At 68.7% G+C, this 15,704-nt stretch carries 9 protein-coding genes; 5 read left to right on the forward strand and 4 right to left on the reverse strand.

Annotated features, from left to right (window positions below; translation table 11 throughout):
* Positions 1-167 precede the first annotated feature (167 nt).
* Positions 168-1,328: a putative peptide maturation dehydrogenase gene (locus ACEN9F_RS31030; protein ID WP_413426557.1), complete on the forward strand. Its 1,161-nt coding sequence runs from the start codon at positions 168-170 to the stop codon at positions 1,326-1,328.
* Here ACEN9F_RS31030 and ACEN9F_RS31035 read toward each other — a convergent pair.
* From ACEN9F_RS31035 to ACEN9F_RS31050, 4 genes are all read right to left on the reverse strand, one after another.
* Entirely contained in the window at positions 1,304-6,256 is a 4,953-nt protein-coding gene (locus ACEN9F_RS31035) for a response regulator (RefSeq protein WP_413426559.1), read from the reverse strand. The genes ACEN9F_RS31030 and ACEN9F_RS31035 overlap by 25 nt on opposite strands.
* Before the next feature lie 179 nt (positions 6,257-6,435).
* The gene (locus ACEN9F_RS31040; protein ID WP_413426561.1) at positions 6,436-8,013 is read right to left on the reverse strand and encodes a phytase; all 1,578 of its coding nucleotides are present in this window, start codon (positions 8,011-8,013) and stop codon (positions 6,436-6,438) included.
* On the reverse strand, positions 8,013-10,559 hold the full coding sequence (locus ACEN9F_RS31045; protein WP_413426563.1) for a TonB-dependent receptor: 2,547 nt from the start codon (positions 10,557-10,559) through the stop codon (positions 8,013-8,015). The genes ACEN9F_RS31040 and ACEN9F_RS31045 overlap by 1 nt, the downstream gene beginning before the upstream one ends.
* Positions 10,560-10,628: 69 nt before the next feature.
* Positions 10,629-10,853, reverse strand: a complete 225-nt coding sequence (locus ACEN9F_RS31050) for a hypothetical protein (RefSeq protein WP_413426565.1) — start codon at positions 10,851-10,853, stop codon at positions 10,629-10,631.
* Here ACEN9F_RS31050 and ACEN9F_RS31055 point away from each other — a divergent pair.
* The 4 genes from ACEN9F_RS31055 to ACEN9F_RS31070 all read left to right on the forward strand — a co-directional run bounded on the left by ACEN9F_RS31055 (position 10,852) and on the right by ACEN9F_RS31070 (position 15,701).
* The gene (locus ACEN9F_RS31055) at positions 10,852-11,748 is read left to right on the forward strand and encodes a GGDEF domain-containing protein (protein WP_413426566.1); all 897 of its coding nucleotides are present in this window, start codon (positions 10,852-10,854) and stop codon (positions 11,746-11,748) included. The genes ACEN9F_RS31050 and ACEN9F_RS31055 overlap by 2 nt on opposite strands.
* Entirely contained in the window at positions 11,745-12,779 is a 1,035-nt protein-coding gene (locus ACEN9F_RS31060; protein ID WP_413426568.1) for an AraC family transcriptional regulator ligand-binding domain-containing protein, read from the forward strand. Before ACEN9F_RS31055 ends, ACEN9F_RS31060 begins: the two co-directional genes overlap by 4 nt.
* Positions 12,780-12,889: 110 nt before the next feature.
* The gene (locus ACEN9F_RS31065) at positions 12,890-14,719 is read left to right on the forward strand and encodes a hypothetical protein (RefSeq protein WP_413426570.1); all 1,830 of its coding nucleotides are present in this window, start codon (positions 12,890-12,892) and stop codon (positions 14,717-14,719) included.
* A gap of 7 nt (positions 14,720-14,726) precedes the next feature.
* The gene (locus ACEN9F_RS31070) at positions 14,727-15,701 is read left to right on the forward strand and encodes a hypothetical protein (RefSeq protein ID WP_413426572.1); all 975 of its coding nucleotides are present in this window, start codon (positions 14,727-14,729) and stop codon (positions 15,699-15,701) included.
* Positions 15,702-15,704: the final 3 nt, after the last annotated feature.

A 15,704-nucleotide genomic window follows, 5' to 3' on the forward strand; every position in this document is an offset into this window, starting at 1 on the left:
TGCATGGAAGTGAGGGCGCTACAGCCAAGTAGCCAGTCCAATGCTACGGCAAACCTTGCCGCTTGCCAAGCGGATTGCGCAAGGGCAACATACATACTTCAACTTGAAATTACGCTAGACTCAGGCTTCCGCTGTGGCCGTCCCCAACCCTTGCCGAGGTGACTTGCATGAAGATACGACGTTGTGCCGTCCTGTACCTTGAATCACGCGAAGAATTGGCTGTCGACTGGTCGGCGCTGTTTGCCGGCGGCAGCACGCTGGCGGCCTCCAGCCGCTGGATGGCGCTGGCGCCGCATCTGGATCTGGAAATCGAAGTCGACGCCGCCGACCTGACGGTGCTGGGCGCGCTCAGCCAGACCGTCTGGCGCGAGCGCGGCGCCTGCGAAGAGCTCCACGACCCGGCCCGGATCGGCCGCCTGCTGGAGCTGGGCCTGCTCGTCAGCGACGATCCGCTGCACGCCGCCCTGCGCGCGCGCGACGACACCCTGCGCGCCGCGCACTGGCGGCCGGTGTCGGCGCTGGCCCACACCTTCAGCCGCTGGCGCGACGTGCGCAGCGAGACCGGCATGGAGGCGCCCAGCTTCCAGGAATTGCTCGACACCTACGGCGAGCCGCCGCCGAACACGCTGGAACTGGGCGTGGAGGGCGGCGCGGTCAAGCTGCCGGGCGTCGCCAGCGGCGTGCTCGACGAGACCTTGTTCAAGCGCTACACGGGACGCAATTTCGATACCACGGCCGGACTGGCGCTGCCGGTGGCGGCGCGCCTGCTGCAACGGACCTTCGGCGCCCAGGAGCTGCGCCAGGTCGGGCCGCACGCCTCGGTGCTGAAGAAGACCAGCCCGTCGGGCGGCGGCCTGCACCCGGTCGAAGCCTTCGTGCTGGCGCAGCGCATCGACGGCGTGGCGCCCGGCTTGTATCACTATCATCCCATCGACCATGAGCTGCGCCTGTTGCGCGCGCTGGACCGCGAGCAGGCGGCGGCGGTGGCGCTGCAAATGGTGGCCGACCAGACCTGGCTGGCCGACGCCGCCATGCAGGTGGTGCTGGTGGGCCGCGCCGAACGCACTTTCTGGAAGTACCGCAACCACCACAAGGCCTACCGCGCGCTGGCGCTGGATGCCGGCCACCTGTCGCAGACCTTCTACCTGCTGGCGGCGGAGGCCGGCCTGCCGGCGTTCATCACGGCCGCCGTCAACGACGTCGACATCGAGCGCCTGCTGGCGCTGGACCATTTGCGCCACGCCGTGATCGCGGTGTGCGGCTGCGGGCCGTCGTCCGGCCAGCGCAACCAGGTGGAGCTGCGCTACGGCGAGACCGGCGTGATCTGAACCAGGGCGGCGCGGTCCAGCACGTGGACGCCGTCGATCACCGTTTCCAGCGCGGCGCCGAAGGCCGCCAGCGGCTCGTCCAGCCTGGCGGGCGGGGGCGACAGCAGCAGTTGCTCCAGTTCGCTGGCGGTGCGGTGCAGTTCCGGCATCGACAGATTGCCGGCCGCGCCCCTGACCTTGTGCACCAGCGCCGCCGCCTGTTCGAAGGCGCTGTCTTCGATGGCCGCCAGCAGCCGTTCGGGGCTGGGTTCGAAATCGGCGACAAAGCGGTCCAGCAGCGCCGATAGCAGCTGGCGGTTGCCGCCCAGCCGGTCCAGCGCGGCCACCATGTCGATGCCCGGCACGAACGGCGGCGCGTCGGCCGGCGCCGCCGGCGCCGCCGGACTGGCGGCGGATCGCGCCGGATCGCGCCGTATCCAGCCGGCCAGCACCTTGAACAGCCGTTCCGGCTCGATCGGCTTGGTCACGTAATCGTTCATGCCCATCGCCAGGCTGCTTTCGCGGAAGCCGGCCACCGCGTGCGCCGTCATCGCGATCACCGGCAGGCGCGCGTGCTGCGCCTTGGCGCGGATGCGGGCGGTGGCTTCGTAGCCGTCCATGCCGGGCATCTGGATATCCATCAGCACCGCGTCATAGCTGGCCTGGTCGACCATCTGCACGGCGTCGACGCCGTTGCCGGCCAATACCGCGTGCACGCCGGCGCGCATCAGCACCTCGCGCGCCACCTGCTGGTTGATGACGTTGTCGTCCACCACCAGCACCAGGGCGCCGGCGATGTGCTGCGCGGCCTCCGACGGCGCCGTGGACGGCTGCGCCGACGCCGCCAGGCCGGCGCCCTCGACGCCGAGCGCGCCGAGCAGGGCGGCCAGCAGCTGCGGCGGGTTGACCGGCTTGGCCAGGCAGGCGCTGATGCCGGCCTCGCTGGCGGCCTGCACCACCGGCTCGCGCGCGAACTCGTTCACCATCAGCACCACCGGCAGTTGCGCGCCGCCGGCCAGGGCGTGCAACCGCTGGGCGGTCTCGATGCCGTTCAATTCCGGCATGTCCCAGTCCGCCAGCACCACGTCCGCCGGCTCGCCGGCCAGGCGCGCCAGCGCGGCGGCGCCGCTGGCGACCGCGTGCGCCGTGAAGCCGTCGTGGCGCAGCTGGCGCTCCAGCATGTCGCGCATCAGGGCGTTGTCGTCGACGATCAGCACGTGCTTGCCCTGCGCCTTGGCCGGCAGCGGCGCGGCGGCGGCCTGCGGCTGGCGCGGCAAGTCCAGCTCGAACTGGAAGCGGCTGCCGTCGCCCGGCGTGCTGTCGAGGCCGATTTCGCCGCCCATGGCCTGCACCAGCTGCTGCGAAATCGCCAGCCCCAGGCCGGTGCCGCCGTACAGCCGGGTGGTGCTGCTGTCGGCCTGGGAGAAGGCGCGGAACAGGCGCGCCTGCTGGTCGGCGCTGATGCCCACGCCCGAGTCCTCGACGCTGAAGCGCAGCCGCACCGGCTGCGCGTCGGCCGGCCCGGCCAGCTCCACGCGCAGCATGATGTGGCCGTGCGGGGTGAACTTCAGCGCGTTGCCCACCAGGTTGACCATGATCTGCGTCAGGCGCAGCGGATCGCCCACCAGGCCGGACGGCACTTCCGGCGCCGCCCACACCATCAGCTCCAGGCTTTTCTCGGCCGCGCGCCAGGAAAACAGGTCGGCGATCTGGTTCAGGATCTCGGCCAGGTCGAAGGGCACGGTTTCCAGTTCCAGCTTGCCGGATTCGACCTTCGAGAAATCCAGCACGTCGTCGATGATGCTGAGCAGGTTTTGCCCGGCGCGGCCGATCTTGTTGAAATAGTCGCGCGGCTTGGGCGGCAGGTCGAGGTGGCCGCCGAGGCCGGCGAAGCCGAGGATGGCGTTCATCGGCGTGCGGATTTCATGGCTGATGTTGGCCAGGAACTCGCTCTTGGCGCGGGTCGAAGCCTCGGCGTCGGCGCGCGCCTGCTGGATGGCGCGGATCGCGCTGGCCTTCTGGAAGGCCGAGACAAACGGTTCCTTCAGCGCCTTGAACATGTCCAGCTCGCCCGGCGCGAAGCGGATGTCCTGCTCGAACACCAGGTAGCCCTGCGCCTGGCGTTCGACGCGGATGCGCACCGCCAGCGTGGTGCCTTGCTTGAGGAACATGTCCGGCGCGATGACGACGGCGCCGTCGACCAGCTGGGCCTGCGCTTCGGCGTGGCGCATGCCGGCGCGCACCAGCGGCAGCGCGCTGCGGTGCCAGCTGGCGCGCACGGCCAGCGCGTCGCCGGCGCCGTCGCCGATCAGCGCGTAGGCCGCGCGCACGTGGCCGATGGCGCTCGACTCGCGCAGGATGGTGTGCAGCAGGGCGTCGAAGTCCAGTTCGTCGTTGATGGACTTGACGATGGCGTGCACCCGCTCCAGGTGCAGCGTGCGCAGGTAGACCTGCTGCTGCAGCTGGCGCACGCGCCAGCGGTACAGGACCCAGCCCAGTCCCAGCACCGCCAGCGCCGCGCCCAGCCGCGCCCACCAGGTCTGGTACCAGGCCGGCAGGAAGTGCAGCTGCATGCTCAGTTCGTGCGGGCTCCACTCGCCGTCGCGGTTGCTGCCGCGCATGCGCAGGCGGTAGTGGCCCGGCGCCACGTTGGCGTAGGTGGCGACGCGGTGGCTGGAGTCGGCCTCGACCCAGTCCTTGTCGTAGCCCTCGAGCAGGAAGGCGTAGCGGTTGCGCTGGCTGGCGGAAAAATCCAGCGCCGCCACCTCGACCTCGACCCGGCGGGTGCCGGCCGGGATGCTCAGGCCCGGCCCGCCCGGCGCCAGCAGCGGCGCGGCCGGCACGGCGCGCTGGTCCAGGTGCACCGCGCTGACCGCCAGCGGCGGCTGGTAGCGCCAGCGCTGCGGCGGTTGCGGATGCACCACCGCGTAGCCGCCGGAGGTGCCGAACACGATATCGGACTGCGCGGTCCGCCCGACCGCGCCGACCACGTAGGGCTGGAACACCAGGCCGTCGGCCCGGCCCAGCGCCTGCGCGCGCAGCGTGGCGGCGTCGATCACGGCGATGCCGTCGGAGGTCGAGGCCCAGATGCGGCCGGCGGCATCGGTGCTCAGCGCGCCGATGCTGTTGCTGGGCATGCCCGATTGCCGGTCCATGCGCAGGAAGCGGCGCGTGCCGTCGGCCGCCTTGCCGTCGAGGATGCCGATGCCGCCGCTATTGGTGCCGACCCACAGGCGTCCCTGCGCGTCGAAGGTCAGGGTGCTGACGAAACCGTGCGGCAGGGCGCTGGCGCTGGCGGGATCGGGCAGCATCTGCTCGGCCATGCCGCTGGCCGGGTCGAAGCGGTTGACGCCGTTGCGGGTGCCGACCCATAGCGCGCCGTCGGCGGCCGGCAGCAGGGTGGTGATGCGATTGTCGCTCAGGCCGCCGGAGCCGGGGGCGCCTTGGCGGAACGCCTGGAGGGTGTGGGCGCGCGTATCGTAGCGCAGCAGGCCGTTGGCCGTGCCCAGCCACAGCACGCCGCCCTGGCGCACGATGCTGCCGATGCGCGGCAAGGGATCGGCCTGCGGCAGCGGCACCCGGGTCACGCGCGTGCCGCGGCCGCTGGTATGGTACAAGCCCAGCTGGGTGCCGATCCAGGCGTCCTGCGGCTCGGCCTCGGCCATGGCGAGGATCAGGCGGTTGGGCAGCGAGGTTTCCGGCCGCGCCGGGTCCGGACGCAGGCCGGCCGTGCGGGCGCCGTCCGGCGCGATCAGGTCGATGCCCTTGTCGGCCAGCGCCACCCATAGCCGCCCGCCGCTGTCGGTCATGAAGGCGAAGGCGGACACCTCCTGCAGGCCGACACCGTCGAGGACGGTTTCGACGGTGCGGTGGGTCGGATTGTGGATATCGACGCCGCGCTCGTTGGCGGCCCACACCAGGCCGCTGCGGTCGCGCCACAGGGCGGCCACCCGGTCATGGGCCAGGCTGACCTGGATCGCCGGGCGGTGCACGATGCGGCGGCTGTGGCCCTTGGTGTCGAACTCGATGATGCCGCCGCCGTAACTCGCCGCCCACCAAGTGCCCGGCAGGGTCTCGGTGATCGACAGCACCATGTTGCTGTTCGCGTCCGGCACCTGTTCCAGCGTCAGCAGGCGCGCGCCGGCGCCGGCGCGGGCCAGGCCGACGCCGTTCTTGAAGGTGCCGAACACCACCTCGCCGCCGCTGTTGCTGGCCAGCGACAGCACGGTATCGTCGACGCCCGCCAGGTCCTCGAAACGGCCGCTGGCGGCGTCGCGCCGGGCCAGGCCGGCGGTCGATCCTATCCACAGGTCGCCGTCGCGGTCGACCAGCAGGGCGCGGATCTGGTTGGCCGGCGCGCCCGCCGCGCCGCGCGGATGGTGGGTGATGGCGTTGCCGCGCGCGGTGTCGATATAGTCGAGGCCGGCGGAGGTGCCGATCCAGATGCCGCCGCGGGCATCGCTGGCGATGGCGTTGACGGCCGGGCTGCTCAAGCCTTGCGGGCCGGCCGGAAAGCGCACGAAGCGCTCGGTCTGCTTATCGTACATGGCCAGGCCGTCGATGGTGGTGCCGAGCCACAGCCGGCCCTGGTGGTCCACATGCAGGGTCTGGATGAAGTCGCCCGGCAGCGAGTAGGGATCGTCGGCCTGGAAGAAGAAATTGCGCATGCGGTAGCCATCCCACCGCCCCAGGCCGGTTTGGGTGCCGAACCAGATGAAGCCGTCGCCGTCCTGCACCACCGACATCGTGGTCGGGCTGGGGAAGCCCAGTTCGGCGGGCACCAGGTGTTCGAACACGGTGGGCGCCAGCGCATGCCAGGGGCCGGGCGCGGCGGCGGCCGCCGCGTCGGCCAGGGTGGCCAGCGAAAAGGCGGCCGCGATCGTCCGCGCGATCAGCAGGCGCCGCAAGCTGTTGCCGCCAGCAGATGAAAGGTCGATGAAATCGCGCACAACGAGGAACCGTAGAAGCCTGCCCTGAGTTTTACCATGCCTTATGGCAAGGGGTATTCTGCCTCAAAGCATACGGAATTGTTGGGCAACTGTCTATTTATTGACGCGGCGCAAATCCGGGGTCAGGTCCAAAACCTGGACATGAGCTCGTGTCCGGGTTTTAGACCTGACCCCGGAGTTTAGTCGAGCTTGAGGGCCTTGGCGACGTCGTCCCAGGCCAGGTACTTGAAGTTTTGCGGGCCGTCCGGCAGGCGCTTGTAGCCGTCCTGGATCACCAGCATGCCTTTACTGTAGGGGCCGCTGAAGTTGGCGGAGCTGACTTCCAGCCCGTCCGTCTCGGACGTGCCGTCGATGCCGGCCGCCAGGTTGTAGCCGACCCGGAAGCTGCCGCGCACCCGGTAGGGGGCCTGCGCGTCCATCACCAGGTAGCTGTTGTCGCCCTGGCTGGAGACGATCAGGTAGCCGGCTTTGTCGCCGTGATACAACGCCATGCCTTCGACGTCGGCCACCAGCTGCGCGCCCACCGGCATGATCAGGCTGAGCCTGGCCGGGGCGTCGCCCCTGGCCGAGACGGTCCAAACGCCGCGCTTTTCCTCGCCCAGGAACAGGCGCGCGTTGCGGTCGTCGACCACGCAGCCTTCGGGCTGGCTGGCAACCTTGAAGCGGCGCAGCAGCTTGCCCGCCATGCCTTGGCCGTCGGCGCCGGCCTCGATGCGGTATTGCAGGAAGCTGCCGTCCTTGTCGTTGATGAACGCTTCCAGGCCGCCGTCCGCCGGACGGTACAAGCACATGCCGTAGATGTTCTCCAGCCCGGTCGCGAAGGCGCCGGCCGGCGCCACCAGGCCCTGGGCGTCGATGGTGAACAGCATCACGCTGTTGTCGTCGCGCCGGGTGGCCACGGCCAGGTCGAGCTTGCGGCCGCCGACCGTCACGTCCTGGCGCACGTCGACGTTGTTCAGCCGTCCCACTTCCAGCAGTTGCAGCTCCTTGCCGTCCAGGTTGTAGACCAGCAGCCCCTGCTTTTTGTTGGTGCCGAGGATGCGCGCGCCGGCCGGATCGGCCGGATTGCGCCAGATGGCCGGATCGTCGGCGGCATCGCCGGTGCGCGCCACCGGTTCGGTCTGCGCGCGCGGCTCGATGATGGCCTTGGCGGCCACCGGCGCCGCGGTTTTCTGCGGCTGCCTGATCAGCTTGCGTTCGGGCACGCCTTCCGCCTCGGCGTTGTAGGCCCACACGCCGACCTTGTCTTCGCTGACCAGCAGTTGCCGCGCCTGGTCGTCGGCGCGGCAATGCCTGGTGTGCGGCGGCAGCGCCAGCTTGCGCACAAGCCGGCGCTGGTCGCCGTGCATCAGCCACTGTTCGGCCTGGCCATCCTTGCCGATCATGAACAGATGGTCGATCTGCTGGGCGTCGCGGTACAGGCAGGACGCTTCGATGCCGAACGGCGGCGCCGGGAACGGCGCTTGCGCCGCCAGGGTGCCGGCTTTCAGGTCGACCAGCACCGGCAGCACCTGCTCGCTGTCGGCGTCCATGACCACGGCCAGTACGCCGTCGCCTCGCGGACGGGTGTCGAGCTGCTTGGCGCGCATGGCCAGGCGGGCGCGCTCCCGGCCCTTGGCGTCGAGCAGGTGCAGGCCTTGCTTGTCGGCGCTGAGCCAGCCGCCGTCGGGCATGGCGGCCCGCTCCCCGGCTTGGGCCGGCACGCCGCAGGAGACCAGGGCGCCGAAGAGAACGCTGTTGAAGAGTGTCGATTTCATTAGAACAGGCTGACTTTCAGGCTGAGTTTATAGGTGCGGCCGTATTGTTCGTACTGCGCGTTGTAGGCCTTGCTGCCCAGGTAGACGTAGTATTTCTCGTTGTTCAGGTTGGCCGCTTCGAGGTTCAACTGCACCTGCTTGCTCAACTGGTAGGACAGCGAGAAGTCGACCTGCTTCTGCGCATCGACGATGCGGTCCTGGCTGGCGTCGAGGATGTCGTCGCCCATCTCCAGCAGGTACGGCGACTTGTAGTTGACGGCGATGCGCGTGCTCAGCGGTCCCTGTTCGTAGCCCAGCATCAGGTTCAGCACGCGGTCCGACTGGCCCGGCAGGTGGATGCCGCGCGAGCGCATGCGGCCGGCCTCGGTGTCGTAGCGGGCGACGTTGGCGTCCGAGCGGGTCAGGCTGCCGTTGGCGCCGACGATCAGGCGGTTGAACGGCGACGGCAGCATGCGCAGCGGCTGCGTGTACGACAGCTCGATGCCCTTGACGGTGGCCTGGTCGCCGTTGGCGTAGGTGATCGCCGAGGTGTAGTCGGCCCACTGCCCGCTGCCGGCCAGGTTGGTGGTGTAGGTGAAGTTCTTGATGTCCTTGTGGAAGACGTAGGCCGAGACGCTGCCGTCGTCGCCCAGCACGCGTTCGATGCCGAGGTCGAGGTTGGTCGACTTCAGCGGCGCCAGGTCGGGATTGCCGATCGTGGCTTCGGTCTCGCTGGCCTGGCTGATGCCCGGCGCCAGCTGGTCGAAGTTGGCGCGCACCACGGAGTGGGTCCAGGCCGCGCGCACGCTGGTCTTGGCGTCGAGGTCGTAGCGCGCCTGCAGCGCCGGCAGCCAGTTGGTGTACGAGCGCTTGTGCTTGACCGCCGCGATGGTTTCCTCTTCCTCGTCGACGCGCGAACCGGCGGCGTCGAAGCGGGTGCGTTCGGCGCGCACGCCGGCCAGCAGGTGCCAGGCGTCGAGGTCGACGCTGTTCTGCAGGTAGGCGGCATCGATGTCTTCCTGCATGCGGTAGTCGTCGATGGTCGAGTCGGCCAGCACGCGCGCACCGGCGCGGTTCAGGCCGGCCACCAGGCTGCGGATCGCGGCAGGATTGATGGCGTTGCCGATGCGGCCCAGCTGGTAGTCGAGCTGGTCGGCGGTGACGTAGTCGCTCATCGAGGTGCTGGCGCTGCCGATCTGCTTGGCGCTGTACGACCAGGCTTCCTTGTCGTTGGTCTTTTCGCGGTTGCTGGTCTTGGCGCCGAACTTCAGCGTCGCGCTGCCTTCGCCCAGCTCGAGCTTGCGGCTCAGGTCGAACTGCAGATGGTTTTCCTTGTCCTTGGCGTCGCCTTGCTGCAGCGCGATCGAGTTCAGCTTGTAGTTGGAGGCGGTATACAAGGCTTCCGGCGCGGTCAGGCGCGGGACTTGCGTGCCGCTGAAGCCGACGCCGGCGAAGTCCTTGCTGCCGCGGAAGCGGGCGTCGTTGATCGATTCCGGCGCGTGGTCCTTGGAGCGGCTGGCGCCGCCGTTCAGCTCGAGCTTCCAGCGGTCCCACTTCTGTTCGGTGCCCAGCACGGCCGAGCTGATGGTCTGAGTGTATTTGCGCTGGCGCAGGCGGCGCTCGCCGCGCGCGGTGGCGGTCTTGCCCTCGGCCACGCTGCCGCCGGCGATGTTGCTGATGGTCAGGCGGTCGCGCACTTCGTCGTCGCTGAAGTCGCTGATGAAGCCGCGCAGGAAGTACTTGCTGGCGTTGTCCGGGTGGTAGTCCAGGTTCAGCGCGGCGGCGCGGCGTTCGCGCGTCGGCTGGTATTCGCGCAGTTCGACGCCGGCCAGCTTGCCGTCTTCCCAGGCGCCGCCGGTTTCCTCGTTGTCGGAGCCGAACTCGCGCTTCTCATAGCTGAGGCCGCCGGCCACGCCCAGTTTGCCGTCCAGGAAGCGGTCGGCGAACAGCACGCTGGCGTTCGGGCTGGTCTTGCCGATGTTCTGGTCGCGGCTGGCGCCGACCGTGGCCGACAGCAGCTTGCCCGGCAGGTCGAAGCCGGTCAGCGTCTTGACCTCGACCGTGCCGCCCAGGGAATTGGCGTCATGGTCCGGGGTCAGGGTCTTGCTCACTTCCAGCGTGCGGATCAAGCCGGCCGGCAGCACGTCCAGCGCCACCGCGCGGCGACCCGATTCCGGCGACGGCACCAGCGCGCCGTTGATGGTGACCGCGTTCAGGTCCGGACCCAGGCCGCGCACGCTGATGTAGCGGCCTTCGCCCTGGTCGCGCTGCACCGACACGCCCGGCAGGCGCGCCAGCGCCTCGGCCGCGTTCTTGTCCGGCAGGCCGCCGATGTCGTCGCTGCTGATGACGCTGACGATGTTGTCGGCCTTCTCTTGGGCGGCGATGGCGTTGCGCAGGCTGGAGCGCTGGCCGGTGATCACCACGCTGCCGGCGGCCGCCACGGTGCTGTCGCCCGCGTCGGCATTGACTTGTGCGCCGGCGTGGGAATAGGTGGCCAGCATGGTCAGCACGCCGATGGTCAGCATGGACAGGCGCAGGTTGGGTTTTGGATAGTGGGTTTTCATGAGATGCCGTCGTAGTAGGTTGGAAGACGGGCGGATTCTAGGTAGCCAATATGTCAATCCCGTGACAGGTCATGGCGGGCAGGCGGCGAAATGCCCGCTTTCAAGATGAAATGAGCTGGATTGACCTGCGGCCCCCGCCAGCGACAGCATCCGCATGGCGCGATTTGCGGCGTTTGGCAGGCGCCGGTGAGCTGTTTGCACCTGCTGTTGTTTGTGCATGCTTGTCATGCCGCCGTCATAAAACCGGTTTATGCTGCGGCCGCAATCATTCCGCCCACCGAAGAGATCGCCCATGCTGCAACTGCACCGTTCGACCCTGATCGCCGCCGGCCTGGCGCTGCTGGCCTGCCTGTTCCTGTACGCCACCCTGGGGGCGGCCAAGTCTTTCCATCTATGGAAGTGGACCGACATCATCAGCGAAGGCGGCACCGCCGTCATGGCGGGCAGCTGGGTGCTGTTCACGCTGAGCAGCCGGCCGGGCGGCCTGGTCACGCGCCTGCTGGCGGGCGGCCTGGCGCTGATCATGATCGGCTCCTTCGCCGACTGCATGGACGAGTTCTTCATCATCAGCAAGACGGCGATGTGGGACCACTGGCTGGAAGGCATGGTGCCGATCGGCATGCTGGTGGTCACCATCGGCATGTATTACTGGCGCCACGAGCAGTTCCGCCTCAACGAGCATCTGCAAAAGCGCGAGCGCCTGTTCCGCGACCACCGCGCCTTCGACCGCGTCACGCAGCTGGCCAACGCCGACTACCTGCGGCGCCAGATCCGCCACGAGCAGGCGCGCCGGCCGGGCCAGCAATGCGCGCTGGTGCTGCTCGACATCGACGGCTTCCATATGATCAACCGCGAATTCGGCCAGCCCGAGGGCGACCGCGTCTTGCAGGCGGTCGGCCACATGCTGCTGCTCAACCTGCGCAACGACGACCTGCTGTGCCGCTACGCCGGCGACCGCTTTGCGCTGCTGCTGTCGGACACCAGCGTGGACCAGGCCGGCGCGCTGGCCAGCCATCTGGCGGCGATGGTGGGGCAGATGCGCCATCACGCCAAGGGCGGCCGGGTCAACATCACCCTGCGCCACGCCTGCTCGAACGCCGATGCCGCGCCGGATGTGCTGCTGGCCGACCTGAGCCGGGCGGTATCGCAGCCGGCGGCGGACATCAACGTCGCGGCAGCCGCGGCGTGATCGCCTACCGCCAGATCGTCGACAGTTTTATCCCGGCCCGGCACCAGCCGGCGCTGGTGCTCGACTACGCCCGCAGCCGCGAGCTTGACGAGCAGGGCGAGCTGGTCCTGCGCGGCACCGGCCTGCGGGGATGGGAGATGCCGGCCGCCGACAGCATGCTGAGCCCGGCGCAATACCTGCAACTGCTGTCCAATGTCATGCGCGCGCTGGACAGCCCGGACACCAGCTTCATGCTGGGCCAGCAGATGCTGCCCGGCCACTACGGCGCGCTCAGCCATGCCTTGCTGCAGGCGCAGAACCTGCGCCAGGCGCTGGAGATCCTCGGTGCCGGCCAGGCCCGGCTCTGTCCCTTGCTGACGCCGCGCCTGCGCCACGAGGGCGGCATGGCCGTGCTGTACTGGACCGACAGTTTCGGCGCGCCCAGCCAGATGCCGGCGCTGGTCGAGATGCACATGACGGCGGTGACGGCGATGTGCCGCTGGCTCAGCGGCGAGCGGCTGCCGTGGCGCTACTGCATGAACCGCGGCGCGCCGGCGCATGTCGAGCAGCACGAGGTGCACCTGGGCAGCGACCTGCGCTTCAACTGCCACCTGGACGCGATGCTGATCAATCCGGCCTGGCTGGACCGCCCCTGGCCGCGCGGCAACGGCATGGTGGCGTCGGTGGCTGCGGCCGAAGCCGGATCCGGGGCGCTGATGCCGAGCCTGCTGACGGCGTTGTATGACTACCTGCTGGACCACATCCGGCTGGGGCCGACGCTGGAACTGAGCGCGGCCGACTTCGGCATCAGCCCGGCCACGCTGAAGCGCCACCTGGCGCGGCACGGCAGCCACTTCCAGGCCGAGCTGGACCAGGTGCGCGCGCATGTCGCGATCCAGTTGTTCCAGATGCGCGGCTACGACAACGAGGCGGTGGCGCAGTATCTCGGCTTCCACGACGCCACCAACTTCCGCCGCTCCTTCAAGCGCTGGACCGGCCTCACACCCAGCCTTCTGCGTGATGGCTTGATGAGTATTCCCAACTTGACCTGACAGCCGGCGCGCCATGCCGCGGCCGTTTGATTGAGCGCAAAGCCGCGTTTCGATTTACGCCTCACATTGGTTCCCTGCGCAGATTCCTGCACAGCGTCCCAGGAGCCATCATGATCGATTATCGCGCCAATATTGCTGCACTGGATACCTTCCGTTTATCGCTGCAGACCAGCGTTATCGCCGGCGGCGACTTAAGCGCCGCGCGCGACAGCCAGCTTGCCGCCGTCGCCAAAGAACCGGGCATGGCCATGTTGGGCGCCCTGGTCAATCACCTGATGTGGCATGCGGCGTCGGATGGCGCCGAACTGGCCCTGGTCGAACGCGCGGCCGAGCTCTGGCGCACCGGCATGGCCTTGTACGGCAAGCTTGGCGAGTTTCGCCACGACCTGGAGCAAGCCCTGGTCCATCCGAACGCCCCCGATGCCGTGCAGCGCTTCGACGCGGCGTGGCGCAAGCGCTCGGAGTTCGAGGCCGCGGTCTTCGGCAAGGAATTGGAAGTCAACGTGCTGGGCGACGATATCTACGCCGCCGCGCTGCCGGACGCACACCCGCGCCAGCGGAACCAGCGCCTCGACCAATGGGGCTGGGGGGATATCTTCCTGGCCCGGCATACCGATGCCTTTTGCCATCAGGTGTGGCAGGACGCCGCCGATGACAGGCAAAAGGCGTTTGCCTTCGGCGTCATGTCGAGCTACGGCGCCAACGTGTTCGGCTCGGCTTATCTGGGACAGGTGGTCGGTGGGCCGCGCCGGGCGCACCGGCACCGCGACCGCATGGCGCGCAATGCGGTGGGCAGCAGCTATGCGCTCACCCATCCGCAGACCAGGTCGCTGTCCGGCATCGCGGCGCAGATCCGTTACGGATTGTTTTCGCCGCAGCTGCCGGCGGCGGTCGCTTCGCTGGTGAGCGGCGGCGTAGCCGCGCTGTACGACCTGTCGCGGGTTCCGCCGTTGCCGGATCTGCAGACCGGCTACACCCGCATGCTGCGCCATCTGGACGCGCTCGACACCTTCAAGATGCCGCCCAAGGCGGCGTTGCCGCCGCAGCCTTTGCTGGGAAAGATCTATGGCGACACCGCCAATCCGTCGTTCTCGGTGGTCGAAGCCATCATCGAGATCAAGACCGCCAGCCCGCCCGGGTCGGGCGGCGGGGGCGGCGTCAAGCCGCAGAACAAGCCAGGTTCCGGCAACGTCGGCCAACAGGATTCGCGGCGCAATTCCAAGCTCGATTGCGGCGCCTTCTTTGAAGGCCTGGCGCGCTTTATCGCCGGTACCGGCGTGCTGTGGGGGCCGTGCTGGGAGGACTGGGGCAACGGCCGCCACTGCAAGCTGTGGGACGACATGGAAGACAATTTCGCCGACTGGTGGGCTTCGCTGGGCGGAGGGCAGGGGGCCGGCGAGCCGACCGGCACCACGGGCCAGATGCTGGCCACGGCCGCCAATTCCCAGCAGGTGATCGACCTGGTGCATAGCTTCTACGATCTGCACAACTATTTCTGGGAAGTCATGAACAGCGCCTACGTCTACCTGTGCCGCACCGGCATGATCTACCCCGACGAACTGCTCGACCGGCCGCTCTACCGGCAGTTCCTGCAGGCGCCAAACGCGATGCCGGGCGCCTGGCCGCACACGCCGTCGCCGTTCGGGCCGGATGACGCGCACCTGTATCCGCAGACGAGCATCGAGCAGGCTGCCGTGATGACGCAGGCGTTTCATCCGGGCGCCTTGCCGGCGGTCTTCCTCGGCGGCGAGGCCACCGGCGGCGGTAATGCGAGCCAGCTCTCGATGGCTGTGTGGCGCCAGGCCGCCTCGCGCACGCGCGATACCGGCAACTACGATCTGGATGCGGATCGCGGCTTGCGGCACGCGTGCTGGAGAACCAAGGGTTCCATCGATGACAATCCGGTCAACGTGGTGGTACTGAACTATTCCGAGACGTGAGGCAGCCATGAACGACCAATACCACGACCAGCCCAAGGATCAGCGCATAGACAATCCCGACGACCCCGACGAGCGTTACGCGCGCAATCTGCCGAGCCTGCTGATCCCCTATTGGGAGCCGGGCGAACTCTTCGTCGGCGACCCCGGCGACCGCGGCGATATCCGGCCGCCGCCGGGCGGCATCGTTTCCTATCTGTGCGCAGGCATCGCCACGCTGGCGCCGTATCAACCCGGCAACGATCTCGACGTCACCGTCGCCGTCAGAAACTGGGGTGGCGGCTCGGTCGGCAGCATCGCCGTGGTGCGGCTGTGGTGGGAGTATCCGGGCACCAGCTTTGTCAAGATGGACCCGGCAAGGCTGATGGGGGTGGCGTCGGTGCTGTTGCCGCCGCGCGGCGCGACGGTCGTCAGCGACGTCATGCATTACAGTTTTGCCAGCCTGCCGCCGCCGCACATCTGCCTGGTCGCGTGTGTCGATCATCCGCTCGATCCGGCGCCGCGCGATCCGGCGCCGCCCCACGCGCTGCTTCCCGCGCCGGGCGTGGAGCGCCATTGGGCGCAGCACAACCTGTCCTACGTGGCGCCGGGAGAGAACGGCATGATCGATTTCTTCTTCCAGGCGGGCAATGTGCTGGAGCGGGAAACGGAATTCCTCTTCGAAGTCGTGCCGTTCTCGCGCGATCGTCTTGAGGGCTTGCAGCGCGTCGTGCGTGCCGAACCGGTCAGGGCGAGTGTGCGCTATGAGATCGCGGCGCAAAGCAAGGCGAGGGATGCTGTCGTCCCGGACCGTTCGGCGGGTGCGGGCATGGTGGCGTTGCCGGCGGGGCGTCAGACGGCGATGCACTTGCGCATGCATCTGGCCAAGCCCCTGCAGGCCGGCCAGTTCAGCGCGTTCGAACTGGTGCAGCGCCATCCGAACGAAGACCGGCTGGCGGGCGGCATCGCGCTGATCGTCATGGCTGCCGATAGCGCCGGGCGCTAGACG

It is taken from the genome of Duganella sp. CT11-25 (assembly GCF_047302815.1).
In the GTDB taxonomy this organism is placed as follows: domain Bacteria; phylum Pseudomonadota; class Gammaproteobacteria; order Burkholderiales; family Burkholderiaceae_D; genus Rugamonas.